Source organism: uncultured Martelella sp. (assembly GCF_963677965.2).
GTDB classification, from domain to species: Bacteria; Pseudomonadota; Alphaproteobacteria; order Rhizobiales; family Rhizobiaceae; genus Martelella; species Martelella mangrovi.
The window spans coordinates 388,726-413,530 of the sequence record NZ_CAXXFM010000003.1 but is presented as its reverse complement, the minus strand read 5'-3'; the positions used below and the strand labels follow the sequence as shown (position 1 = coordinate 413,530).

Sequence of the window (24,805 nt, the reverse complement as noted above, 5' to 3'; positions counted from 1 at the left end):
AAAGGCGAAAAGTGTCGCGGCGATCGCGATGCCGGTTGATGTGATGAAAGTGCGGAGTTTCATGTTTCGGTGATCCCCGTTGCATAATGCCGGCAAAGCCAGTGGCATTGCGGCAACATCGCCAGTCTAGGACCGGCAAGCTGAAACGAAGATGAACGAAATGCCTGCGAGGCAGGCAGATTGGTGAAATTCGCGGGTTCAGATTCGGTCGAGACCATAGGCCTCGTAACCGTAGAGCCAGTCGAGTTCCCCGGCGAGCGAATCGGGCGAGCGCAGTTTCAGCACAAAATCGCGACCAAGCCTGAACGGCCCTGCTGCGTGATAGGCGAACTTGTTGACGTTGGTGCGTTTGCGCAGGGTTGCAAGGCGCGGTTTGCGGCGGGCGACAAAGGCATCGAACGCCTCAGGCACGGCCATCGATGACGACAGGTAGGCGGCAAGCTCGAAACCGTCCTCGATCGCCATCGCCGCCCCTTGTGCGGAAAACGGCATCATTGCATGGACGGCATCGCCGATTGCGATTGTATCGCGTCCGTTGTGCCAATGGCCTTCGCCGACCTCATAAAGCGGCCAGAAGGTGGGCTTGTCGGCGGAAAACAGGTTGGTCAGGTCCGGGTGCCAGCCCTTGAAATGGCGTTCCAGCGCTGTTTTCCAGCTGCTGTCCACCTCGGTGTGCCAGGCCTCGCCCGCGCTCGCACCGGAAGCGATGGCCACGAGGTTGAAGCCGCCGACATCGCGCAGTGGGTAGGCGACAAGATGGGCCATCGGCCCCATATAGGCTGTGACGCTTTCGCGCTTCAGAAATCCCGGCGCATCTTCCGATGACAGTACGAAACGCCAGGCGATATTGCCGGAAAATCTGGCTTCCGGCGCGCCCTTGATCTGGCGGCGGCTGTGCGACCAGACGCCATCGGCGCAGATGATGACGTCGGCGGGCTTTTCCGTTCTGGCGGCCAGCAGGGACTCATTGGCCTTGTCGATTCGCGTGCCGAGTTTCAGGGAGCACAGCGGCTCTGCGGCAACGGCATGGATGAGCGCCGATTGCAGGGTCGAGCGGTGGAGCGTGCCATAGGGCGCGCCCCAGCGCGTGCGCGCTTCGCCGACAGGCACGCTGGCAACCTGGCGCAGGGTCCTCCCGGAGGCCAGCGTGACCGCCTCCGGTTCGCGCCACTGGCTCTCGAGCCGTTGGAGCACGCCGATCTTGGCAAGGCAGCGCGCGGCGTTGGGTGAGACCTGCAGACCGGCGCCGACTTCGGTCAGCTCATCGGCCTGTTCGAATATTTCGCTGGAAACGCCATGGCGTGCAAGGGCCAGCGCTGCGGTCAGGCCCGCAATGCCGGCGCCGATGATGGCTGCATGTGCAATCGTCATTTTCTCCTCCCGACCCTTCGCCACGCAATGACGAACCCAGCGCGCGGAAGGGAAAGGTCAGGCAGCGTCGACGTGGTAGGCGCAGCCGGGCGGATTGGTTTCCTCGCCGTGAAGCGCAGGCGAGAATTTGTAGAGTGTGGAGCAATAGGAACAGACGGCCTCGTCATCGTCGCCCATGTCGATGAAGATATGCGGATGATCGAAGGGCGCGGATGCCCCCACGCACATGAATTCCTTGACGCCCACCTCGATGGTTCTGTGTCCGTCGTCGTTCTTGAAATGGGCGATCCCGTGGCCAGCCATGATTATCTCCGGTTCCTTGAGCTTTCGGCCCGGACACTATAACTCTTCGCGGCAAATGTGTAGTACCCGAATTGCGTTGCAGCGCGGTTTTGAATGACCGTTTCTGCCAGGCCTTTCGGTCCGATGTCGATAACGGAGCAGACGGCAATGAACCTCAATCTTCCGCAATTCAGTTCGTTTACCCATGACGGGCTCAAACTGGCCTATTTTGACGAGGGCGAGGGCGTGCCGGTGCTTCTGATTCACGGTTTTGCGTCCACGGCGGCGGTCAACTGGGTGCATCCGGGCTGGCTGAAGACGCTTGGCGATGCCGGCTACCGGGTGATCGCGCTCGACAATCGCGGCCACGGACAAAGCGACAAGCCGCATGACCCGGCTGTCTACTATCCGGCGATGATGGCCGAAGACGCCGCCGCGCTTCTCGATCATCTCGGCATCGAAAGCGCCCATGTGATGGGCTATTCGATGGGCGCGCGGATTTCGGCCTATCTGGCGCTTGCCAGGCCGGAAAAGGTGCGCGCGCTGGTGTTCGGCGGCCTCGGCATCGGCCTGTGCGACGGGGTGGGCGATTGGGATGCGATCGCGGCTGCCCTGCGGGCGCCGTCCCTTGATGACGTCACCGACGAGAAGGGCCGCATGTTCCGCACCTTTGCCGACCAGACCAAAAGCGACCGCATGGCGCTTGCCGCCTGCATCGAAACCTCGCGCCAGAACATCGCACGCGCAGAGATCGGCAAGATCGCGGCGCCGACCCTGATCGGCGTCGGTACCAAGGACGATCTGGCGGGTTCGCCGCAAACCCTGGCCGGCCAGATGCAGAATGCGATTGCGCTCGACATTCCCAATCGCGACCACATGCTGGCGGTCGGCGACAGGGTGTTCAAGAAGGCGGTTCTGGAATTCCTGGCCGGTCAAAACGAGGACTGACACGAGAATATGATGGCTGGCGCATTTGTATTCGTGCCGCAGTGATCTATATTCGCGCTCGAAGCGACTTTCGTTGGAAGGACAGTTGCCGCAAAGACCGGCGCCGAAACCACAGGAGGCCACGATGGCCGCACACCCCGACAAGAGCAGTCACGAGACAAACCTTATGGCGGTCGACCCGATCTGGGCGAGCCTGAGGGCGGAGGCTCAAAGCGCCCTGGAAAAGGATCCGATCCTTGCTGCGTTTCTGTATTCCACGATCCTGAACCACAGCTCGCTGGAAGACTGTGTCGTCTATCGCATCTGCGAGCGGCTCGACCATCCCGATATCCAGGCAATCCTGCTGCGCCAGACTTTCGACGAGATGCGACGGGACTGGCCGGAATGGGGCGATATCCTGCGTGTCGACATTCAGGCGGTTTATGACCGCGACCCGGCCTGTTCGCGTTTCATGGAGCCGGTGCTCTATTTCAAGGGATTTCACGCGATCCAGACCCACAGGCTGGCGCACTGGCTGTGGCACAAGGGCCGTCAGGACTTTGCGCTTTATCTGCAAAGCCGGTCCTCCAGCGTGTTCCAGACCGATATCAACCCGGCTGCGAAGATGGGCAAGGGGATTTTCCTCGACCATGCAACGGGGCTTGTCGTCGGCATGACGGCGACCGTCGGCGACGATGTCTCTATCCTTCAGGGGGTTACGCTCGGCGGTACCGGCAAGGAAACCGGCGACCGTCATCCCAAGATCGGCCACAGCGTTCTGATCGGCGCCGGCGCCAAGGTGCTTGGTAATATCACCGTCGGGGATTGCTCGCGCATTGCAGCAGGCTCTGTGGTGCTGAAGCCGGTGCCGGCGAGTTCCACTGTTGCAGGCGTGCCGGCCCGGGTCATCGGAACGGCCGGTTGTTCGGACCCCGCCCGCTCGATGGATCAGCTTATCGGTTCGGATGACTGACGCAGCCGGTTCGCTGCTTGCCACTTGCGCATTTGCATTCTCGGCATTGGCGTGTCACAAGCGCGCCAACACCTGAAGACCAGACGGAGTTCATCCCTTGAAACCAGACGAAATCAAAAAACTCGACTCCTATTTCAAGCGCATGTTCGGCCCCCTCTTTGCTGTTCGCGCACGTCCGCGCAAGGACGATTCCTGCGAGGTCTATCGCGAGGATGAGTTCATCGGCGTGATCTATCTCGATGATGAAGACGGTGACCGATCCTTCAACTTTTCGATGGCGATCCTCGACGTCGATCTCGATCCCTGATCACATCGCAGCTTTTGTGAAACAAAAACGGTCGCTTTCGGCGGCCGTTTTTGCGTTTGCGGCGATGTTCAGTCGGGCAAAGCCATAAAAAATGCCGGCTCCTGGAAGAGCCGGCATCAGGAAAAGAAAAAAGACTTGGTGATCCGAAGTCGTTTCGAACAGAAATACTCAACAGGCGCGGGCGGAATATAAAATGTCGATAAAAACCGTGTCGGAAGGCGCTGTTGCAAATATAAACAGGCAGCCTGCATCTCCGTTTGCCCTGACAACGGGATAGTGTAAGAAGATCACGCTTTAATGACATATCGGCCGGTTCCGAAGCTATATTTCCGAACGCTCCGATTGCGCCTGAAAGGTCTACAAGAGGAATACGCATGCCTCCGGTTTCCGAAATCCTGCAACTTGTCGGACTGCTGGCCGTTGCCGGCTGTGTTGCCGGCTTCCTGGCCGGCCTGTTCGGCATTGGCGGCGGCGCCGTGCTGGTGCCGGTCTTCTATCAGGCCTTTGCCATGGCCGGTGTGGACGAAAGCATTCGCATGAAGCTGTGCGTGGGCACATCGCTCGCCATCATCATCCCGACATCGCTGAGATCATTTCAGTCGCACTATCGCCGTGGGTCGGTCGACATGAAACTGTTGCGCCAGTGGATACTGGCCGTGCCGTTCGGTGCGATCGTTTCGGTTCTGGTCATTGCCTATTCGCCGAGCGATGTGCTGCGCGCCGCCTTTGCGGTGATCACGCTGCTGATCGGCTTGAAAATGCTTTATCCGGGGGCCGCCCGCTGGCGTCTCGGAGAAGATTTGCCTAAAAATCCCGGACTTTTCGGTGTCGGCTGGCTGATCGGTCTTTTATCCGGCCTGATCGGTATTGGCGGCGGCACGCTCAACAATACCTTCATGACGCTTTATAACCGGCCGATCCATCAGGCGGTGGCCACGTCTGCCGGTGTCGGCGTGCTGATCTCGCTGCCCAGTTTCGTCGGCAATATCATCGGCGGATGGGGGCATCCCGGGTTGCCGTTGTTTTCCACTGGCTATGTGAACTGGGTTGCCGTGGCGCTGATCATTCCGATCACGATGCTGATCGCGCCGCTTGGCGCGCGCGCTGCGCATGCGGTCTCCGATCGTGTGCTGACTGCCGGTTTCGGCATTTTCCTGCTGACGATCTCGGCGCGGTTCTTCTATTCGTTCTTCTGAGGTATCAGTCCGTCAGGCGCAGCTCGTCGGAGCGCATGTCGACGGAGGTCAGCGTGCTGAGAAAGCTCATGCCGAGCAGGCTTTCGGAAAGCCTGCCTTCTCCTGCCACCATCGCCCGGACATTGCGCCGCACGAGCGGGCCGACGGCGACGCTATCAAGCGTGACCGGTGCAGCAAGCGCGGTACCATTTGCCGTTTGGACCGTGGTCATGTAGCTGAGCGACTGCACATCGATGCCGACCCGTTCGGCATCGTCCGCCGTCAGGGTTATCCGGCTTGCGCCGGTATCGACAAGCATCGGCAGGCTGACCCCGTCGACCACCACATTGGCGGAAAAATGGCCGTTTCGCCCTTTGCCGATGATGACCTGTTCTGCGCCGTTGACGGTCGTCGTGGTCATCGTCATGCCGGGCACGAGACCACCGAACAGGCGCGCGCCGATGTCGCGGAAGTCGTTGCGGAAGATGTAGGCCGCGGCAATCACCAGCAGGATTGCCGCCCAGATCAGCAGCGACTGGAAGACATAGCCGAAATTGCGCTGTCCCTGCAGAACCCCGGCGGCGACCAGAACGAGCAGCGGCGACAGCCAGAGCGCGGAGGCGAATTCGTCATTGGCGAGCCCGAGCGTATTGCCATCACCACCGGTGACCATCAGCATGATCATGCCGACAGCAATGATCGCAATCAGAATCCAGAACAGGCGCACGGCATTCTCCCCTTGTCCAACGCGACAGGCGGGCAGGGTGGTACTCAGGTCCCGCGATTGTCTGTTCTGACCGGATATCGGGTTTCAGACAAGAATGACAAGGGCGATGAGAAAAACGGTTTCGCCGATCTGCGCGATGGCGCCAAGCGTATCGCCTGTGTGGCCGCCGATGCGGCGCCTGACAAAGAAGGTGAAGGCGTAAGCCGAAACGGCAAGCGCGACCAAGGCGAAGAGGGCGGGCACCAGTTCTCCGGCAAGCGCACTGGCCAGGGCAACGATGACGAGGCTGATGATGGCCGCACATAAGGTGTTGTTCTTGTCCGGCCGTCCAAGCGTGGCCGCCACGCCGTCGGCACGCGCCAGCGGAAGGGCATACCACTGACGGACCATGACGGCCCGTCCCGCTGCAGCCGCGGCAATGAAAAGCAGTGCCGCATTTTCGGGCCCCTTGGCAACCAGCATGGCCAGTGCCGTCGCTCGAAGCGTGATCGACAGCACAAGGGCAAGCGTGCCATAGGCGCCGGTGCGGCTGTCCTTCATGATGGCCAGCACGTCATCGCGGGTCCTGCCGCCGAAAAGCCCGTCTGCGGAATCGGCAAGGCCATCTTCGTGCAGCCCACCGGTGACCAGCAGACTTGTGGCGATTGCCGAAAGCGTGGATAGAAGCGGGCCTGCGCCAAGCGCGCTGAACAGCACGAGAACGAGCGCCGGCAGAACCATGGCGAGGGATGCAACCAACGGAAATGCCCAGGCGGCCCGTGCGCCTTCCGGCTGTTCTGTCTGCATGCCTGCGGGCAGAGGATACCTGGTCAGGAAACCTGTCGCCGTGGCAAGATCTGTCACAACGCGATTCCATCTCGTCATGTTAGCGCTTCCATCAATACTGTCACCTTGAGTATGTGATTATTGCAGACTATGACAACGCTGAATAGACCTTATTTAGACTATTCGTAAAAAAGGACTTACATTTCATGGACGCCCAACACCCCTTCGATGACTTCCGTTCTCTGCTAGAGGCGTTGCCTGCGGCCGACACTCCTGCTCTGGCAGCGGCTCGCAAGCGTAACTCCTTGCTCACGAAGCCGGAAGGGGCACTCGGGCGGCTGGAAGAGATCGCCATGTGGTTGGCCGCCTGGAGCGGGCGCGCACCTGCGGTCCACAGGCCCATGGTTGCCGTTTTTGCGGGCAATCACGGCATTGCCGAGGAGAATATTTCGCCCTTTCCGACAACCGTGACACAGCAGATGGTCGGCAATTTCGAGAAAAACGGGGCGGCGATCAACCAGATCTGCGCCACGGTCGATCTCAGCCTCAAGGTTTTCGATCTGGCGCTCGATTATCCGACCGGGAATATTACCGTCGAACCGGCCCTTTCCGAGCGCGATTGCGCGGCGACCATGGCCTACGGCATGGAATCCGTGGCCGGCGGCGTCGATCTTCTCTGCCTCGGCGAAATGGGGATCGGCAACACCACGATTGCGGCCGCGCTCTGCTACGGGCTTTATGGCGGTTCGGCTGCCGACTGGGTGGGGCCTGGAACGGGGGCGGAAGGCGAGATGCTGGAACGCAAGATTGCTGCCGTGGAAAAGGCCGTTGCCTTTCACAGGGACCATCTTTCCGACCCGCTGGAATTGCTGCGCCGTCTTGGCGGGCGTGAATTTGCGGCAATCGCCGGCGCCATCATTGCCGCGCGGATGCAGAAAGTGCCGGTGCTGCTCGACGGTTTTGCCGTTACGGCAGCGGCAGCCGTTCTGAAGGCCGCCAATCCGTCCGCAATCGACCACTGCATGATCGCCCATGTCTCTGCCGAGCCCGGACATCTCAGGCTGATCCAGAAGCTTGGCAAGACACCGCTTCTGGCGCTGGGCATGCGCCTTGGCGAGGGCACGGGTGCCGCGCTTGCGGCAAGCCTGGTGAAGTCGGCAGCCGCCTGCCATACGGGCATGGCAACGTTCGAGGAAGCCGGCGTTTCGGGACGGGCGTGATCTTCTCCGGTGTGCTGCCGCGCGCGTCTTGACCGCGGCAGCATGCGGGCCCCGTCCCTGCTTCATGACCGGTGTTTTCAGGCATTAACATGCGTTTTCGGTGCGGCATCAAACACTTGTCGCGAACCTGTTACACTTCGATGACAGATTGCGCCGACCTGAAGATCTGCCGGGAGACGATGTCATGGCTGAACCGCCGATCGAGAAAGAAACGGGCTTTCGCCATTTGCTGGCGGCGGGTGGCTATTCCTGGCAGGGTTTCCTGCGGTTGCTGAAGGAGGAAGCCTTCCGCCATGAACTGATCGGCTTTGTCATCGGCCTTGCCGCATTCGCGCTTGTTGGCGCGAGCGGCGTTGAATTCATGGTTTTCGTCATCCTGATGCTCGGTCTGTTCGCCGCCGAATCGCTGAACACGGCCGTCGAGGAAATCATCGACCGTGTGTCTCCGGAGCGGTCCGTCGAGGGCAAGCACGCCAAAGATCTCGGATCGTTCGCCACATTCTGCCTGATTTGCAGCAATGTCATCTATGCCGTCTATGTCGTCTTCTTCTGAGCGCGGCTTTCACGGCCGTTGGTGACGGTAGACAAGTGTCGTGGGCGTGGGGCGTTTGGCCCCTTCGTCAAGCGTTGCGCCAAGCCGGACGGCAAGCGCGACGGAGCGGCGGTTGGCAGGCGCGATGTAGCTGACGAAGCTTTTTTCGGGGCGTGTGCGAAAGCCCCATTCGAGCATGGCGGCCGCCGCTTCCCTTGCATAGCCATGCCCCTCGGCCGCGCCATAGACGAACCATCCCAGCTCCAGTTCGGGAAACAGCGGGCCCTTGCAGAGCGCGACCTGACCCAGAACCGCACCGCTTTCCTTGTCCTCGAACATCAGGCCCCCGTGTCCGAAAAGCTGCCATTGCGCGACGTCGTTGCAGAAATAGGACCAGGCCGTTGCAGGCGTATGCGGACCGTCCATGAATGCCGCGTGCGGCGAGGCGAGAAAGGCGAGATAATCCGGCCAGTCATCAAAACGGAGCGCACGCAGCCGAAGGCGAGTGGTCTCAAGTTGCGGTATATCGATCATCATGTCTGCTAAGCTTTCGGCAGGTCAGGCCGCGTTTGCGGCTTCGCGACGTTCGCTCTCGCGCTCCCGATCCAGCGCTTCGATGATTTCCGCCTCGAGCTGCGCTTCGATCTGCAAATCGGCCTCCGAGGCTTCCGCGCTGTCGTGCTGGTCATCATTGGCGATTTTGCGGGCGCGCCGTTTCAGGGCGGCGGCCAGTCGGTCGCGGCCGCTGCGGGTTGCGGTCCGGGGTTGGTTTTGCTCGGTCTCGATCTCGAGACTTTCGGGGACGAATGGCATGGCGCTTTCCGGCGAAAGCGGAAGGGCCACATCGGTTTCGGCAATCGAAAGCTTCGCGTCCGGCAGATTGGTCACACGGGCGTGCGGCAGGGCAATGCTTGCCAGCGTGCCATGGCCCGGCGTCGATTGCAGCAGCAGTTCACCCTGATGCGCCTCGATCAACTGACGCACGATCGAAAGGCCGAGGCCGAAGCCTTCGACATCGGCCGCTCCCGCCCCGCGCGAAAACGCTTCCGTTGCCGCAGAAAGCGCAGCCTCGTCCATGCCGCATCCATAGTCGCGCACGCTCAGATATTGTCCGCCGTCCGCCGTATTGCCGGCCGTAACCAGGATGTCGGCGCCTTCGGCGGAAAATTTTATGGCGTTCGAAAGCAGGTTGATCAGCATCTGCTTGACCGCGCGCCCGTCCGCCATGACCGGGGAAAGCCGTTCTCCGGCATCGCAATGGATCGAGATCGCCCGGGCGGCGGCCTCGGTGCCGACCATGGCCACGGAAGCGTCGATAACATCGACCAGATAGACCGGCTGCTCGACAAGCCTGTAGCCGCCGGCTTCCAGTCGTGAAAGGTCGAGAACACCGTCGATCATGTCGAGAAGATGCGTGCCGGAACTGTGAATATCCGAGGCGTATTCCCTGTAATAAGGGTTTTTCAGCGGCCCCATCATCTCTTCCTTCATGATTTCAGAAAACCCGATGATGGCGTTGAGAGGGGTGCGCAGATCATGTGACATGGCGGCCAGAAAGGCGGCTTTGGCCTGGTTTGCCTTTTCGGCGGTTTCCGCTGCCGCCTCGGCCTTTTCAAGGCTTTCGGTGAGACGCCGGTTCAGCGCATCCTTCTCGCCTTCCTGGGCCTGCAATGCCTTGCTGCCTGCGGCAAGCTGGTCGCTGAAATGGGCGATGAACACCATGACAACGGCAAGCGCTGCGGCAAGGCCGATGTCGAAAGGCGCGCGGCTTTGATAGGCGATTGCGCCGAAGGCGATGATCGCCGGCATGAAGACATGCCAGGTGGCCTTGGGCAGGGCCATGGCGCCCAGCGCCAGCATTGACAGCGCGACAATCACCATGGTGCCCTTGAAGAAGGGGAAGGCCGCACCGGTGCAGGCATTGCAGTTCAAAAGTGCGGTCAGCGCCCAGGCCCCGCCGGCCAGCCAGTAGGCGGCGATGACGCGGTTGTTCCATTTGGCAAGCGATGCGGCATCCCGGCCTTCGCGGGCGGCATTGCGGATGATGGTGAAGGCGACGCCGTGCAGGACAAGCGCTGCAAACGCCCAGACGGCAAAGATCAGATCCTTGCCGATATAGAGAAAGCCGACTGCGGTGATGACCAGAGCGATGGCGACAGCGGGGATGCCTTTTTCGATGACGGAGAGCGCGTGCCGGAAGGTTTCGACCGACAGCGTTTCCTCAGCAAAGCCGGGGGCTTTCGGATCAGGTCCTGCGTCGCTGTCCTGAGGGGCATGACGCTGGAACATATCGCGTTTCATGTGGACCTCGCTACGGTTCGCCATCGCAAATCTCGGTTCTCGCTGATAAGGAGATTACGAACGAATTGTTAAGAAATGCTTCCCGTAAAGGATTTGTTAGCCTTGTTTTTTAATCGGGCTGTAATCTTTGTGGCTCCGGCGGCCGGGGTTTTCGGCCGGGCGTGCGACCTGTGAGCGCGGACGAACAGCAAACGCTTGCGGGTGAAATCGCAGCCTGCCGGATCTGTCGTGACTGTCCTGCCGGCGGCGCGGAACGCCGCCTGCCGCATCAGCCGCGTCCGGTGGCAATCCTGTCGTCCACCGCGCGGGTCCTGATTGCCGGGCAGGCGCCGGGGCTGCGCGTGCATGAGACCGGTATTCCGTTCAACGATCGCTCTGGTGACCGGCTGCGCGCCTGGATGGGAATTGACCGAACGGCATTTTACGACCCGACCCGGTTTGCGATCCTGCCCATGGGGTTCTGTTTTCCGGGTTATGATGCCCGCGGCAGCGACCTTCCGCCACGCAAGGAATGCGCGCCGCAATGGCGGTCGCAGGCCATGGCGGCGATGCCGCAGATCGAACTGGTTCTGGCGATCGGCATGTATGCGCAGAAATGGCATATGGGGCCGGCCAGCCGGAAGACGCTGACGGAAACCGTGCGCAACTGGCGGGAAAGCTATTTTGCCAACCGCGCGCCGCGCATCCTGCCGCTGCCGCATCCAAGCTGGCGCAATACCGGCTGGCTGAAGAAGAACCCGTGGTTTGAAGAAGAGGTGCTGCCGGAACTGAAGGCGGCGGTGCGGCTTTATAGCGGCGATTGATCCGGCGTTTACTCATAGTGGCTTGCTGCATATGCAAAATCAGCTTTTATCTGTCTGGAATTTTGCTATAACGGCAAAAATTTTTTACGGAGAGCGAATATGGATCGTCTGGATAGAAAGATTTTGCGCCTTCTTCAGGAGGATTCGACGCTTGCGGTGGCCGATATCGGCAAGAAGGTCGGACTTTCGACGACGCCGTGCTGGCGGCGCATCCAGAAAATGGAGGAAGAGGGGATCATCAAGCGCCGGGTGGCGCTGCTCGACCCGGAAAAGGTCAATGCTAACGTCACAGTCTTCGTCGCCATTCGCACCAACAGCCATTCCGTGGAGTGGCTGAAGCGGTTTGCCGAGGTGATCGCGGATTTCCCCGAAGTGCTTGAATTCTATCGCATGAGCGGCGAGGTGGACTATCTGCTGCGGGTGGTGGTGCCGGACATCGCTGCCTATGACGCCTTTTACAAGCGCCTCATTGCCAAGATTGAAATCCGCGATGTCTCGTCATCCTTCGCCATGGAGCAGATCAAGTTTTCAACGGAGCTTCCGTTGGATTACCTGCAGCTCGAATCTGCCAAGAACGGCGATTGAGATCGGCAATAGAGGTTGTGTATTCGTATTTTCTGATAAACCAGAGGTTGGGATTTTCTTAACTTTCCATCGGATATCTCTTCGTTAAGTCATCACCTACGGAGCGATCCATGAGGAAAATTTTCACCTGCCTTGTCGTGGCCTATGGCGCAACCTGCCTTCCGGCGTCGGCGGCCGATCTGATTTTGCGTCCATCATTGCAACCTGCACCTTACCGACAGGCGCCCGCTGCCGCGGCGTATTGGACGGGGCCCTATGCCGGTGTGGGCGGCGGCTTCAGCTGGTCGGATGCGCGCGGCACACTGAGCGGCCTCGGTTCGGATGACACCGACTTCGACGGGGCGAACGCCACGCTTTTTGCCGGTTACAACAGGCAGATGGGCAATATCGTTGTCGGCCTTGAGGGCGATGCGAGCTACAGCTGGGGCAAACGCAGCTTCCCGACCGGCCTCGGGTTCGATTATGACCTCGGCTCCGACTGGAGCGGCAGCCTGCGAGGGCGTCTCGGTTACAGCGCCGGCAATGCGCTGTTCTATGTAACGGGCGGTGCGGCAGTCGCCAATGTCTATGCGCGCACGCACAATATCTCCGTCAGCGATACGCTGTTTGGCTACACGGTCGGGGCGGGCCTCGACTACGCCTTCACCGACAATGTCTTCGGGCGGCTTGAATACCGCTATACCGGCTATCCGGATCAGGACGCGGTGGATGACCTTGCCTCCCTGGCCGGCGTCGATGCCAAGATCAAGATGCATAACCATGCCGTGAAGGCGGGCATCGGCGTGAAGTTCTGATCCGCGCCTGCGATATCTTTCGAATCGGTCCTGCGGCTTTACGCGGGGCCGATTTTTCTTTATTGACCTGCCTCGTTGAAACGGTCGTGTCACACGGCCTGTCGTCCACCCGCATTCGTTGGCGGGACTGGTTTAAGGAGAAGATATGTCTGATCAGATTTCCCTTGTTTTTCCCGATGGCTCCAAGCGCGACTATGCCGCCGGCACGACCGGCCGCGATGTTGCCGAGTCGATTTCCAAGTCTCTGGCCAAGAAAGCCGTCGCGATTGCGCTTGACGGCGAGCTGCGCGACCTGGCCGACCCGGTTGAAGACGGCCGCATCGAGATCGTCACCCGCACCGATGACCGCGCGCTGGAATTGATCCGCCACGACGCCGCCCATGTGATGGCCGAGGCCGTGCAGGAATTGTGGCCCGGAACCCAGGTCACCATCGGTCCGGTGATCGAAAACGGCTTTTACTACGACTTTGCGCGCGAGACCCCCTTCACGCCCGACGATCTGCCGAAGATCGAAAAGAAGATGCGGGAAATCATCAAGCGCAATGCCGCCTTCACCAAGGAAGTCTGGCCGCGCGACAAGGCCAAGCAGGTGTTTGCCGAAAAGGGCGAGGCCTACAAGGTCGAGCTTGTCGATGCGATCCCGGAAGACCAGGACGTCAAGATCTATGCGCAGGGCGACTGGTTCGACCTTTGCCGCGGTCCGCACATGACCTCGACCGGGCAGATCGGCGATGCCTTCAAGCTGATGAAGGTGGCCGGGGCCTATTGGCGCGGCGACAGCAACAACCCGATGCTGACCCGTATCTACGGCACGGCCTGGGCTGACAAGAAGCAGCTCGACGCCTATCTCAACTTCCTCGAGGAAGCCGAAAAGCGCGACCATCGCCGGCTTGGCCGCGAAATGGACCTGTTCCATTTCCAGGAAGAAGGCCCGGGCGTCGTGTTCTGGCACTCCAAGGGCTGGCGCATGTTCCAGTCGCTGACCTCCTATATGCGCCGCCGTCTTGAGGGCGAGTATGAGGAAGTGAACGCGCCGCAGGTGCTCGACACCGCGCTTTGGCAGACCTCCGGCCATTGGGAATGGTACCGCGAAAACATGTTCGCGGTCGCCTGCGCCGATGAGGAAGCCGAGGACAAGCGCGTTTTCGCGCTCAAACCCATGAACTGCCCGGGGCACGTCCAGCTGTTCAAGCATGGTCTGAAGTCCTACCGCGAACTGCCGATCCGCTATGCCGAATTCGGTGTCGTGCATCGTTACGAGCCGTCGGGCGCCATGCACGGGCTGATGCGCGTGCGCGGTTTCACCCAGGATGATGCCCATGTGTTCTGCACCGAGGAGCAACTGGCCGAGGAATGCCTGAAGATCAACGATCTGATCCTGTCGGTCTATGAGGATTTCGGCTTCGAGGAAATCGTGGTGAAGCTCTCCACGCGGCCTGAAAAACGCGTCGGCTCGGATGAGAACTGGGATCACGCCGAAGCGATTATGACCGAGGTGCTGAAGACCATCGAGGAACAGTCGGGCGGGCGCATCAAGACCGGTATTCTGCCGGGCGAGGGCGCATTCTACGGTCCGAAGTTCGAATATACGCTGAAGGACGCGATCGGGCGAGAATGGCAGTGCGGCACCACCCAGGTGGATTTCAACCTGCCGGAACGCTTTGGTGCATTTTACATCGACTCGACGTCGGAGAAGAAGCAGCCGGTGATGATCCACCGCGCGATCTGCGGTTCGCTGGAACGCTTCCTCGGCATCCTGATCGAAAACCACTCCGGCCATATGCCGCTGTGGTTTGCACCGCAGCAGGTGGTGGTCGCGACCATCACCTCGGAAGCCGATGATTATGGCCGCAAGGTTGCGGAAAAACTGCGGGCCGCCGGTCTTTCGGTCGGAACCGACTTCCGCAACGAGAAGATCAACTACAAGGTTCGCGAACATTCGCTGGCCAAGGTTCCGGTGATCCTCGTCTGCGGCATGCGCGAAGCGGAAGAGGAAGCGGTCAACATCCGCCGTCTCGGATCGCGCGACCAGCAGTCCATGTCGCTTGCCGACGCGATCAGCATGTTGACCGAAGAGGCCACGCCGCCGGACCTGAAGCGCAAGCGCGCGCTGGCGTAGGAAAACAAGCAGGCGGCTGGCCTACCGGCCATGCCGCCTCAGCTTGTTGACGACGGTCGCTTCATCCTCATTCGTCATGCGCGGGTTTGTCCCGAGTATCTGGCTTACTGACAAACCTATCCTTTTTACGGACGTCATCCTTGGGCTTGACCCGAGGATCTAATCACCGCTCAGCACGAGCGGCGTTGGTGGTCCGTAATAGATTGTTTTAAATTGACTTTTCGCCCGCCGATACGCTTGTCGCGCTCATGCGCGCTTAGACCCTCGGGTCAAGCCCGAGGGTGACGAAGGAGAGACGGGCGAGCTTTGTCAGCAGTCTGACGCGGCGGGCTTACCAAGCCATGCCGCCTGTCTGTCATTGAAGCGCGATCTCCACGCGTCTGTCGTTACCGGACCACGTTTACGGACGGTACTCGACGATTGAACAGCGGCGGCGCGCAATCACTGCCGCGACCCTGCTGCTGATCACCGCGATCCGGTCTTTCGTTCTGTTGAAAGCGATCTCGGGCAGCGTGCGCCCGTAGGACTTGCGTTTGCCGCGCTCGGTGATGGCGGACCCCATATGAATACCGATTGGTCCACTCTGGTCATAGGGCGTCTGAATGCAAAGAGCGGGAACCAACTGCATGATCGAAAGGCCCTGGCGGATACCTGCGCGCGGGTCGAACAGCGCCGCATCGATCGGTACGGAAAGTTTTGCACTGCGTTCCAGCATTTTTTCGGCGCCCTGCCGTGTAATGACATAACCGGCAGAGCCGATATGGCATCCGACAAGCTGCCTGACTTCATAGGCTCCGAGCCGGACTTCGGCCTGCCGGGCCATTTCCGTCGGCTTCCTGCTGGTCTCGAGCTTCACAATGTCGATTTCGGGCGGCAGCAAGTTTTCCAGATCGGCGAGAACGTCTCGCGCCGCGCCGCTCAGTTCGACGTCGTCTTCAAAAACAGCGGCTGCGGGCGCATCGCTTTCCAGCAGTTTTTTCCAGGCGCAGACATGGCTGAGATAGCAGCCGATTTCACCGCATGTCATCTCCCGGCTGAATGCTAAAGGGAAGGCCGAGAGCGCACGCATCTCTTCATTGCAGATAAGACGGGCGTCGGTTGCGGCAATGCGGGTAAACCGGATTTCCCGTGCCGCCATCATGCGTTCGATGTAGGAAAGTCGGTCGACCTCCCGGTCGAGATTGATGACAAAAGTGAGCACGGTTCCGCTTTCAAAAAAGACAATCAGTCACAACCTGCGGTTAAGCAGGTCGGGCTATTGCGCATAAAAGCGGGAAAAAAGCAATAGAAACTAATCGCGGGATGGCGTTATGCACAGCCTATCGGAAGGTGACGACGCGTTTGCGATAGCCGCGCACGGCATCGCGGGCCTTCAGAAAGGCTACGCGCAGCCGGTCGCGGATGCGATAACGCAGCCTCTCAAACGGCGTCACGCCATGTGATTTCTTGCGGCCCGGAACATTGTGCGACTGAAATCCCGTCCGGCTGACAAGGCCGCATTGATCCGCAATATCATCCTGAATACAGATGGCGGGGTCGATCTGGTAGACAACGGGTCTTTCAGCAACCTCGGAGCGCGGATTGAACAGCATGGCATCGACGCCGACAGCCAGCTTCCGGCTGTTGCGCAGCAGCTTCTCCGCGCCCTTGCGCGTGAGCAGATAGCCTGCAGAACCGTGATGACGCCCGGTCAGCCTGATGATCCTGCGGCCGGCGATCATGCCGCCTTCGGCGTCTGCCGGTAGCGGAACCTTTTGCAGGCAGGTTTCCAGTTTCAGGATATCCGTATCTTCGGGCAGCCACGTCTCAGGTGCTGCGAGCACCTGCTCGATGTCCTCACCGAGATGCACATCGTCTTCAAAAATCGCGACTGTGGCGGCATCCGTTTCCAGAAATCGCTGCCAGGCATGAACATGGCTGAGATAGCAGCCGACCTGCGAGGGGCTCAGATCGTAGCTTCCGGCAGCCGGATAGGCGAGACATGCCGACAGTTCTTCAGCGGTCATCTTGCGCCCGTCAACCGCCGCCAGCCGTTCGAATGCGAGGCCTTTTGCCTCGAATGCGCGCGCGGCATGTTCGAAACGGTCTCTGTCGCTTTCAAGATTGAGGATGTAGATTTTCATGCACCCTGTTTCCGCTTCGATATCTATGCGTCACAAGCGGCCGAAGCCGTTGTCTTCGGCGCATCTTCTCAAGGAAATCAAATGGTGCAATTTTAGTTGTAGTTTTTTAATTATTCAATCTACGATTTCATCGGAGAGGTCGGCCTTATCTTCGTTCAGCAGCAGTTCTACCTGCGCGGGCCGACCGGGGGCTACGGTAAAATTCTTTTCGTAGACGGTATCCTTGTTGCGGGCGATGGCGGTGTATTCGCCCTCGGCAAGGATCATGGACGGGTAGGCGCTGCGGCTTTCGGTCAGGATGTCACCCGAGGCGCCGAGAACGGTCCATGACGTGTCGGCAAGCGCCTCGCCACCCTTTTCGGCGGCAAGTGTCAGGGTCACGACGGAGGCATGTTGTTTCAGTGTGGCTTCGGTGATCTGGCCGGCCCGCACACGCAGACGCGCGCGCGCTTCGGCATTGAGCTTTCCGTAGGAGGACACGACCTCATAGATGCCTTCGCGCAGGCGCAGGACCGTTCCCGGCCTGACATTATCGATGACAAGTTCGCGTTGTTCGCCGCGATCCTCGAAAACGGAAAATTTCAGCAGGTCGGGGTTTGCCGGCGTATCGTCGCTGAGTGTGGCGTCGAGGACCAGGCCGCCGGCTTGCAGGACGAGGGCGACATCGACCGGACCATTGTCTGTCTGCAGGATCTGAATCTTGCGGGTCGTGGAGGCGCGTCCGAAGGCGCAGTTGACGAAATAGTCGCCGGGCGGCAGGTCGATTGTCTTGCTGCCCCCTTCGGCGGAGGCAACCAGCTCCAGCCGCCCGTTGCTGTCGGGCGTCGATTTGAAAACCCGCCAGGTCAACCCGTCCCGCATCGGTTCGCCGTCTTCGGTCAATCGGGCTTCGAACGATACCGTGCGTTTTGCGCCCGGCTCCTGTGTGCCGCGCATGACCGAAAACGGATCATCGCTGGCGCTCTGCGCTGCTGCCGGAAAGGCGGACAGCATCAGTGCGCCGATGAGGGCGGCCATCAGCGGGATCAGGGGATGTCGGTACGCACGAATGAGATACATGTTTCTCGCCGGTTGACTTGCAAATCGCAAGCGTTCACTCCAGATGCTGATTTGTGTTGTGACCTGAATTTCGTGGCCTTTTCAAGGGCAGGGGTCGTGTTTTCGAGAATAAGAGGTTTGCCTTGAACGTGAAAAACGAAGCTGTTGTCGATTTTTTGAAGACCCGCCGTTCGACCCCGGTTCTGAAGTTGAGTGAACCCGGCCCCGGTCGTGCGGAGCTGGAGGAAATCCTGACCATTGCCGCCCGGGTGCCGGATCACGGGAAGCTCGCGCCCTGGCGGTTCATCGTCTATGCCGGCGGCGCGCGCGCCGAGGTCGGGGAAGCGCTTGAGGCGATCACCCGGTCGGACAATCCTGACGCGTCGGACGCCCGGCTCAAGCTCGAGCGCGAACGGTTGACCCGTGCCCCGATCGTTGTCGGCGTCATCAGCCGCGCTGCCGTTCATCCCAAGATCCCCGAATGGGAGCAGATCATGTCGTCGGCTGCGGCCTGCTACAATCTGGTCGCTGCCGCCAACGCATTTGGCTACGGGGCAACCTGGCTGACCGAGTGGTACGCCTTTGACGAGCGCAGCCTGCCGGCGCTCGGCGTCGAACCCGGCGAACGGGTTGTCGGTTTGGTTCATATCGGCACCCGCACCGAAGAGCCGTTCGAGCGCGTTCGCCCGGAGCTTTCGGATGTGGTGACCTGGCGCGGAGAGCTTTGAGATGTTCTATACGGCCGACCGCAACGAACACGGGCTGGCGCATGATCCGTTCAAGGCGATCGTTTCGCCGCGGCCGATCGGCTGGATCGGTTCACGCAGTCGTCAGGGGCGCGATAATCTCGCGCCCTATTCGTTTTTCAACGCCGTTTCGACGAAACCGAAAATCATCATGTTTTCGTCCGACAGCCCGAAAGACAGCCTGGAGAATATCGCCGAAACGGGTGTGTTCACCGCAAACATGGTCAGCCGGGACCTTGCTGAAAAGATGAACCTCACATCGGCCCCGCTTGCCCATGGCGTCAGTGAATTCGAGGCGGCCGGCCTTACGCCGGTGACGGGCAGGCTTGTCGAGGCTCCCTTTGTCGGGGAGGCCTATGCGGTGCTGGAATGCCGGATGACCGCGATCATGAAGCCGCCGACGCTCGACGGCGCGGAAACGGAAAGCCGTCTGGTGTTCGGGCAGGTGGTGGCCATCCACATCAGGGATGAGGCGATTACGGCCGATGGCCGCCTCGATATGGCCGGAGTGCGGCCGGTCGCGCGCATGGGATATCGCGACTACTGCGACGGCGGCGATGTTTTCGAGATGAAACGGCCGGGTTAGAGGTGAGCTTTCAGGCCGTGCCGAACGCACTCTTGATAATGCCGATATGCTCGGGGTTTTCGGTCAGCTTGCCGGCAAAGCCCGTCCGCGCTGCCTGATGGCAGGAAGTTTCGAAGGCTTCTGCCGGGGATCGGGTAGCGCTGAAATCGATGGCGGGAATGCCGAGATTGCGTGCTGCGAGCATGGTTGCCACCGCGCCGTGGCGGGCGATTGCGCCGTCACCATGATCGAGTGCATCACCGTCATAGCCAAGCGCGATCAGGCGCCCATGCCGGTGAAGAAAATGGCGGGCGTTGAGAAGCCCGCCGCCATTGTCGCCGATCATGGCAATCAGCGCGATGGCGCCTTCGTCCAGGTCTTCGCGCGCTTCCACGACCCGCAGAAGGGTTTCGGCCATCTGGATGCGCGCCGCGCTTTCAACACCGCGCAAGATGATGCCGTCGGGTGCCGCGCGTGCGGCTCTCGAAAAATCATCGATATTGTAGGCCTGGGAGATCGGCTCGCAGATCAGGAAGATCGGGAGCGAGGGAAGGAGGCTGCGCAGCGATGCGATGCGCTCGGAAAGCCGTTCCTCGCCTTTGGCATGAAGACACAGACAGTCGGGGCGAGCGTGTTGCGGATCGAACGGCAGCGGGTTGTCTGCCTTTGTGCCGAGCAGCCAGACTTTCATGCGGCGAATGTCCATCGTCATTCCTCCAACCGGGTCTCCCACAGGTAAGCAGGATGACTGACTATTGGCCGCCTGGAAACGGCGTTTAACGCCTTTCCACTTCTAATATGACAGTTTTACGGCATAAGGCTTGCCGAAAGAGACGCCGGGCAGGGGATGTCCGCCCGGCGAAAAGGGTCAGGACGACTTGCGCATGTCGGCAAGCGGGCCGGACCATTTGACAAGCTCGTCGAGAAGTCCGGTCATGCCGGCCTTCATTTCATCGTTCGGCTGAAAGACGCCGTCATCGTCGATGGATTTCGGGAAGAAGGGAATCGGAACAACGTTGGGCAGCGGATGAGCGTTCAGATTGGCGATCAGCATGCGCAGTTCCTGGGCCGAGCGCAGGCCGCCCGAAACGCCGCCATAGCTGACAACGCCGGCCGGCTTGTAGCCCCACTCCTTGGAGAGCACCTGCAGTGCGTTTACCAGCGAGGCGGGGGCGAAGTAGCTGTATTCCGGGGTCACGAAAATGAATGCATCGGCCGAATCGACGCTTTCGCTCCACTTGCGCGTATGCTCATGCTGATAGTCCTGCATGCGCGGATGCTTGGGCTCGTCGAGCAGCGGCAGGTTGAAATCGTCGAGGTCGACGACGTCGATCTCGAACTGACCGTGTTCGCGGGCAAAATCGCCAACCCATTTGGCAATGGTGGGGCCAACACGGCCGGGCCGGGTGCTGCCGATGATAATGTTGAGCTTCATGAAAATCTCCTTGCCGCAGCGCGACGGTCATGCCGCCGACGCTCATCTGTTTTGGAAATGATCCGTCCGGAAGGGATTGTTGACGTGTTCCGGCTTCAAGGATCACGGTTGAAAATAGGCGGCAAAGCAGACAGGCGCAATGACGCGATCACGACACCGGGTCACACGCCGAAAACCATTGCCGTCCGGGAAATTGCAGTCCGGGAAGGAGCCCCGCGCAAAGGCGGGGCCGCTGCCGGTCTTGTTACTGGTAGACGACGATCGGTGCCGGGAGATTGTTGACCCGGTTATAAAGATCGATCACATCCTGATTGAGCATGCGGATGCAGCCCGAGGAAACGGCCTTGCCGATCGAGGTCCAGTCGGGGTTGCCGTGGACGCGGTAAAGCGTGTCCTTGCCGTTTTCGAAGATATAGAGGGCGCGGGCGCCGAGCGGGTTCATCAGCCCCGGCTCCATGCCGCCATTCTCATTGGAATATTCCTCAAGCTTCGGGTCGCGTTCGATCATTTCCTTCGGCGGGAACCATTTCGGCCATTCCTGCTTCCACTTGATCACGCCATTGCCGCCCCAGGAGAAACCGGCGCGGCCGATGCCGACACCGTAGCGCATGGCGGTGCCGTCTTCCCCGACAAGGTAGAGGAACCTGTTCGGCGTATCGACAACCACTGTTCCGGGCGCTTCGCCGGTCGGATCGGGAACGCGCTGGCGGTAATACATCGGGTCGATCTGCTGCCACGGCACGGCCGGAATCATGTAGCCGTTGTCTTCCAGCGGACCATACATGTCGGTGAGTTCGGCCACGGTGTAGGGCGATCCCTCAACACGGGGAGACCGCGGTACGGAAGGTTGATCGGGATACTGACTGACGCAGCCGGCCAGAAGAGTGGTGGTCGAAACGGCGCCGAGAAGGAAGGTTCGGCGCGACATCGTTTTGTCAACGAGCATTCAAGCCTCTTGTTCTGTAGAATAATCCATTCATCAACGGCTTTTAGCCGAGCGAGTTCCAGCTTGATAGCGTCGCCCGGTCACAATCGCGATACCACATCGTTTGGCCTGACAAGTGTGACCGAAAACACGCAGTTTCACGACGCTTTCCGGCAATCACGCGCTATTCCACAGCGCAGCCGGTATCCTTGCCGAGATTGCAGATGGCCTTGAGAGCCTGAGTCCTTGAAGGGCTCCAGTCTTCGGGATTGGAAACGGCAACCCAGGCATCGATATAGTCGCGTGCTAGGTAATTGTGCCCGAAACCGCCCGGCAGCGCCTTGGAAAGCGCCATGTCGAGGGCCAGCTGGAACTGGGTCACGACCGGCACGAAACGCAGGTCTGGCGAGACGTCGGGGGCAGGCGGTTCCTTCATCCATTCCGGTTGGCGGAAGCCGGAATCAGGCTCGAAAAATACAATCGGATCAGAGGCATACTGAAGAAAATTGATTCTGATTCGACCCCATTCGCCGCCGCTTTGCGCCGGTTTGCGGAACTGCGAGGAAAAACGTACGACCTCGCCATCCTGGATGACCGGCAGAACATAGGGCGTTCCCGCATTGCGCGCGGCCACCGTCTGCCGCCACAGATATGACGGGAAGGGCGGTCCGGCCCACACGGCGCCGGCAATCGGCTTGTCCAGCATCTGGAACACGTTGAACGCATGCATCGACGACCATGCGCCCAGGCTGATGCCATGCATATAGAGTTCCGGCCGGCTGTCTTCGGGCAGGGTGCGCCAGTAGCGATAGACCTCTTCCATGGTCGCGCTCGCCTGTTCCAGCCCGGTATCCGTTTCGAAAATCAGCGCCAGCGGCGACTGGAGGAAGGAATACTGCACGGCCACGGTCGCGACATCGCCGTTCTGCATGAATTCCAGCGTATCGTGGGCGCCGGGATCGAGCCAGCCTGTGCCCGTGGGGCTTGCGATCAGCAGGATCTTGCGGTCGAAGGCGTTCAGGCGCTTCAGTTCTTCCAAGGCGACTCTTGCCCGTTCCTTCGGGTCGTCGTCCTGTGAACGGCCGACATAGACGCGGATCGGGCGTTCGGCGGGGGCGCCGCTGAAGGTTTCGATCGCAGCGGCCGACGGCGCGCTGGTCACGAAATTGCGTCCCGGCTGGCCCATCGCCTCCCAGTCGACCAGCGATCCCGGGCCGCCGGCGATAAAGCTATCTGTCGGCGCAGGCGGGGCGGTTTCAAACAGGTCCTGCGCCGTCTCGTAGGTTTCGTCGAGGAATTCGATGGCCGAGGGCAGCATCCAGTCGCGCGAGGCGACGAAGACGACCAGAAGCACGATGACCAGGCCAAGCAGATTGGCAACACGCGGGGGGATGACGCGATAGAGGCGGCGCCTGAGGGCGTCGAAGGCAGACTGGAACAGCGCGCCGATCAGGAACAGCACGCAAAACAGCGCAAGCCCGGTTGCCAGAACGGCAATGACGCCGCCGCCTTCGAGCAGATCCATATCGACGCGGACACGCACGGAATTCTGCCATTCCATGGATTTCGACAGGCAGAAAACGAGCAGAACAAGGGCAGCACCCAGACAGATTGCCCGCGCGATGGTGCTCCACTTTCCGGACGGTTCGGGGATCTGCAGGCCGCGCCAGAGCGACAGCAGAAACCGCCCGATCATGTATCCGAGCGCCATGACCAGACCGGCGAGTGCGCCCTGCAGCACGGGACCGCGCGGGATCAGCGAGGGCGTCAGCGAGGCTGCGAATAAAACGAGGCCGAGCGAGAGCGCAAAAACGCTGATGCTGTACCACCGGCTGCCGGCATGCCCTTGATGTTCCATACTGTTCGTGTCGTCTCTCAAATTAACCATCTAATTTATTGAATTATATTTTCAATTCTGCGTTTGAACGCATCCTGATCGGCCGAGGCGGCGGCGAGGATATCCTCGACTGCGAAGAAATCCATCGTGTTGAAACGACCGACATCCGGGGCAATGAAGAGATCGGGCCGCGCGCATTTGACCTTTTCGGCGACAATGGAACTCTGGGTGATGCTGAACGCGCCGGCCCAGGTCTCGAATGAGCCGGGAATTTCGCCGGTGTCCTTGGCATCGGTACCGGTCACATCGATCGCGACCGTGAAATAGTGCGCCTTGTCCAGAAGATCGAACGGGGTCGGGTTGACGAAACCGCCATCGATCAGCACGCGGCCATCGCGCCGCACCGGCGTGAGCAGCACGGGCAGGCAGGAGGATGCCGAGATCGCCGACAGAAGCGGTCCCTCGCGCATCACATATTCATTCTGGCGATAGAAATCGGTTGCGACGATGGTCAGCGGAATTTCGAGACCTGAAAAATCCTGCGCCATGCCCTCGGGAAAAAGTGCTGCAAACAGCACCTCCGGTTCCACGACGGCGGGCCGGAAAATGTTGATCAGCGAACTCCAGGTGTCGCCTGTATCGATCAGCAGCCGTTTCAGCAGCGACTGTTTTCGCGTGAAGAGATCGACGATGAATTCACGGATTTCCCGCCCGCTCATACCGTCGCAGTAGAGCGCGCCGAGGATCGATCCCATGGAGGTGCCGGCGACTTCCCTGGGCCGCACGCCGAGGTCATCCAGACTTTCCAGATAGGGGATATGGGCAAAGGCCTTGGCTGCACCGCCGCCCAGCGCCAGCGCAAGGCCGTCCCTGTTTTGCAGGGTTTCAGCAGGTGTATCGGCCATGGAGGGCTCCTCGGACGAGCGCGTTTGCGCGTGCGCACTACCGGCGAGCAGGCCGGCACCTGCTGCAAGCAGGAAGTTTCGACGTTGAACCATGACACCGTTCCGCTTGAAGGAGTGAAGGGACTATAATTGGCCGGGTGCGGGCAGGCAAGCAAAGGCGCCGACGCGCAGCAATTAGCGTTAATCCTGTGCATGAAGCTTAGCGCTGAGCGTATGAATGTCTTTGCTTAACTTTATGAAATTTATGTGAAAAATTATTTCTGGGTGTCGTAGGTGAAAACGCGGCTTACGAAAATACCCCGCCGGAAATGTCCGGTGGGGCATTGTTTTGAAGGCCAGCGAATACGGCG

Annotated in this window: 26 protein-coding genes; 12 read left to right on the top strand and 14 right to left on the bottom strand. The window is 60.2% G+C overall.

Features of this window, described 5'->3' with window-relative positions; all coding sequences use genetic code 11:
- Positions 1–198 precede the first annotated feature (198 nt).
- Positions 199–1,371 carry an FAD-dependent monooxygenase gene (locus ACHZCU_RS21120; RefSeq protein ID WP_319520425.1) on the bottom strand — a complete coding sequence of 391 codons (1,173 nt, stop codon included), beginning with the start codon at positions 1,369–1,371 and terminating at the stop codon, positions 199–201.
- 57 nt (positions 1,372–1,428) lie between these two features.
- Positions 1,429–1,674, bottom strand: coding sequence for a zinc-finger domain-containing protein (locus ACHZCU_RS21115; protein ID WP_106304901.1), 246 nt, complete (start codon positions 1,672–1,674; stop codon positions 1,429–1,431).
- Positions 1,675–1,821: 147 nt separating this feature from the next.
- Between ACHZCU_RS21115 and ACHZCU_RS21110 the strand changes: the two genes are divergently transcribed.
- From ACHZCU_RS21110 to ACHZCU_RS21095, 4 genes are all read left to right on the top strand, one after another.
- The gene (locus tag ACHZCU_RS21110) at positions 1,822–2,601 is read left to right on the top strand and encodes an alpha/beta fold hydrolase (protein ID WP_106304898.1); all 780 of its coding nucleotides are present in this window, start codon (positions 1,822–1,824) and stop codon (positions 2,599–2,601) included.
- Positions 2,602–2,725: 124 nt separating this feature from the next.
- Positions 2,726–3,553, top strand: coding sequence for a serine O-acetyltransferase (gene cysE, locus ACHZCU_RS21105; protein WP_319520424.1), 828 nt, complete (start codon positions 2,726–2,728; stop codon positions 3,551–3,553).
- Positions 3,554–3,650: 97 nt separating this feature from the next.
- Complete coding sequence (locus tag ACHZCU_RS21100) at positions 3,651–3,860, top strand: DUF3126 family protein (RefSeq protein WP_106304892.1); 210 nt, start codon at positions 3,651–3,653, stop codon at positions 3,858–3,860.
- Positions 3,861–4,234: 374 nt separating this feature from the next.
- Complete coding sequence (locus tag ACHZCU_RS21095) at positions 4,235–5,056, top strand: sulfite exporter TauE/SafE family protein (RefSeq protein ID WP_106304889.1); 822 nt, start codon at positions 4,235–4,237, stop codon at positions 5,054–5,056.
- A 4-nt stretch (positions 5,057–5,060) separates the two neighbouring features.
- Here ACHZCU_RS21095 and ACHZCU_RS21090 read toward each other — a convergent pair whose 3' ends face one another.
- Together ACHZCU_RS21090 and cobS are read right to left on the bottom strand one after the other, a co-directional pair.
- Entirely contained in the window at positions 5,061–5,762 is a 702-nt protein-coding gene (locus ACHZCU_RS21090) for a TIGR02281 family clan AA aspartic protease (RefSeq protein WP_319520423.1), read from the bottom strand.
- 84 nt (positions 5,763–5,846) lie between these two features.
- A complete protein-coding gene (gene cobS / locus ACHZCU_RS21085) occupies positions 5,847–6,626 on the bottom strand; it encodes an adenosylcobinamide-GDP ribazoletransferase (RefSeq protein ID WP_319520422.1) in 780 nt (259 codons plus the stop codon).
- 107 nt (positions 6,627–6,733) lie between these two features.
- Between cobS and cobT the strand changes: the two genes are divergently transcribed.
- Positions 6,734–7,747, top strand: coding sequence for a nicotinate-nucleotide--dimethylbenzimidazole phosphoribosyltransferase (gene cobT, locus ACHZCU_RS21080; protein ID WP_319520421.1), 1,014 nt, complete (start codon positions 6,734–6,736; stop codon positions 7,745–7,747).
- 184 nt (positions 7,748–7,931) lie between these two features.
- Positions 7,932–8,300 carry a diacylglycerol kinase gene (locus ACHZCU_RS21075; protein WP_319520420.1) on the top strand — a complete coding sequence of 123 codons (369 nt, stop codon included), beginning with the start codon at positions 7,932–7,934 and terminating at the stop codon, positions 8,298–8,300.
- A 9-nt stretch (positions 8,301–8,309) separates the two neighbouring features.
- Here the strand turns inward: ACHZCU_RS21075 and ACHZCU_RS21070 are convergent, their stop codons facing one another.
- Positions 8,310–8,813: a GNAT family N-acetyltransferase gene (locus ACHZCU_RS21070; RefSeq protein WP_319520432.1), complete on the bottom strand. Its 504-nt coding sequence runs from the start codon at positions 8,811–8,813 to the stop codon at positions 8,310–8,312.
- 24 nt (positions 8,814–8,837) lie between these two features.
- Positions 8,838–10,604 carry a HAMP domain-containing sensor histidine kinase gene (locus tag ACHZCU_RS21065; protein WP_319520419.1) on the bottom strand — a complete coding sequence of 589 codons (1,767 nt, stop codon included), beginning with the start codon at positions 10,602–10,604 and terminating at the stop codon, positions 8,838–8,840.
- A 146-nt stretch (positions 10,605–10,750) separates the two neighbouring features.
- Between ACHZCU_RS21065 and ACHZCU_RS21060 the strand changes: the two genes are divergently transcribed.
- The 4 genes from ACHZCU_RS21060 to thrS all read left to right on the top strand — a co-directional run bounded on the left by ACHZCU_RS21060 (position 10,751) and on the right by thrS (position 14,881).
- On the top strand, positions 10,751–11,383 hold the full coding sequence (locus ACHZCU_RS21060) for a uracil-DNA glycosylase family protein (RefSeq protein ID WP_394706155.1): 633 nt from the start codon (positions 10,751–10,753) through the stop codon (positions 11,381–11,383).
- A 99-nt stretch (positions 11,384–11,482) separates the two neighbouring features.
- Positions 11,483–11,968, top strand: coding sequence for an Lrp/AsnC family transcriptional regulator (locus ACHZCU_RS21055; protein WP_106304867.1), 486 nt, complete (start codon positions 11,483–11,485; stop codon positions 11,966–11,968).
- A gap of 110 nt (positions 11,969–12,078) precedes the next feature.
- The gene (locus ACHZCU_RS21050) at positions 12,079–12,762 is read left to right on the top strand and encodes an outer membrane protein (protein ID WP_319520417.1); all 684 of its coding nucleotides are present in this window, start codon (positions 12,079–12,081) and stop codon (positions 12,760–12,762) included.
- A gap of 145 nt (positions 12,763–12,907) precedes the next feature.
- Complete coding sequence (gene thrS / locus ACHZCU_RS21045) at positions 12,908–14,881, top strand: threonine--tRNA ligase (protein WP_106304861.1); 1,974 nt, start codon at positions 12,908–12,910, stop codon at positions 14,879–14,881.
- A 400-nt stretch (positions 14,882–15,281) separates the two neighbouring features.
- On the opposite strand, the gene ACHZCU_RS21040 is transcribed toward thrS, so the two are convergent.
- The 3 genes from ACHZCU_RS21040 to ACHZCU_RS21030 all read right to left on the bottom strand — a co-directional run bounded on the left by ACHZCU_RS21040 (position 15,282) and on the right by ACHZCU_RS21030 (position 18,063).
- Positions 15,282–16,082: a glycosyltransferase family 25 protein gene (locus ACHZCU_RS21040; protein WP_319520416.1), complete on the bottom strand. Its 801-nt coding sequence runs from the start codon at positions 16,080–16,082 to the stop codon at positions 15,282–15,284.
- 118 nt (positions 16,083–16,200) lie between these two features.
- Complete coding sequence (locus tag ACHZCU_RS21035; protein ID WP_319520415.1) at positions 16,201–17,004, bottom strand: glycosyltransferase family 25 protein; 804 nt, start codon at positions 17,002–17,004, stop codon at positions 16,201–16,203.
- Positions 17,005–17,118: 114 nt separating this feature from the next.
- On the bottom strand, positions 17,119–18,063 hold the full coding sequence (locus ACHZCU_RS21030) for a hypothetical protein (protein ID WP_319520414.1): 945 nt from the start codon (positions 18,061–18,063) through the stop codon (positions 17,119–17,121).
- 128 nt (positions 18,064–18,191) lie between these two features.
- On the opposite strand from ACHZCU_RS21030, the gene ACHZCU_RS21025 reads away from it, so the two are divergent.
- The gene (locus ACHZCU_RS21025; RefSeq protein WP_319520431.1) at positions 18,192–18,770 is read left to right on the top strand and encodes a nitroreductase; all 579 of its coding nucleotides are present in this window, start codon (positions 18,192–18,194) and stop codon (positions 18,768–18,770) included.
- Position 18,771: 1 nt separating this feature from the next.
- Complete coding sequence (locus ACHZCU_RS21020; protein WP_319520413.1) at positions 18,772–19,374, top strand: flavin reductase family protein; 603 nt, start codon at positions 18,772–18,774, stop codon at positions 19,372–19,374.
- A gap of 10 nt (positions 19,375–19,384) precedes the next feature.
- Here the strand turns inward: ACHZCU_RS21020 and ACHZCU_RS21015 are convergent, their stop codons facing one another.
- The 5 genes from ACHZCU_RS21015 to ACHZCU_RS20995 form a co-directional block, all read right to left on the bottom strand.
- Complete coding sequence (locus ACHZCU_RS21015; protein WP_394706154.1) at positions 19,385–20,059, bottom strand: hypothetical protein; 675 nt, start codon at positions 20,057–20,059, stop codon at positions 19,385–19,387.
- A 162-nt stretch (positions 20,060–20,221) separates the two neighbouring features.
- The gene (locus ACHZCU_RS21010) at positions 20,222–20,794 is read right to left on the bottom strand and encodes an NAD(P)H-dependent oxidoreductase (RefSeq protein ID WP_319520430.1); all 573 of its coding nucleotides are present in this window, start codon (positions 20,792–20,794) and stop codon (positions 20,222–20,224) included.
- A 238-nt stretch (positions 20,795–21,032) separates the two neighbouring features.
- Positions 21,033–21,734, bottom strand: coding sequence for a L,D-transpeptidase (locus ACHZCU_RS21005; protein WP_319520411.1), 702 nt, complete (start codon positions 21,732–21,734; stop codon positions 21,033–21,035).
- Between the two features lie 163 nt (positions 21,735–21,897).
- On the bottom strand, positions 21,898–23,571 hold the full coding sequence (locus ACHZCU_RS21000) for an alpha/beta-hydrolase family protein (RefSeq protein WP_319520410.1): 1,674 nt from the start codon (positions 23,569–23,571) through the stop codon (positions 21,898–21,900).
- A 35-nt stretch (positions 23,572–23,606) separates the two neighbouring features.
- Positions 23,607–24,455, bottom strand: a complete 849-nt coding sequence (locus tag ACHZCU_RS20995; RefSeq protein WP_319520409.1) for a patatin-like phospholipase family protein — start codon at positions 24,453–24,455, stop codon at positions 23,607–23,609.
- Positions 24,456–24,805: the final 350 nt, after the last annotated feature.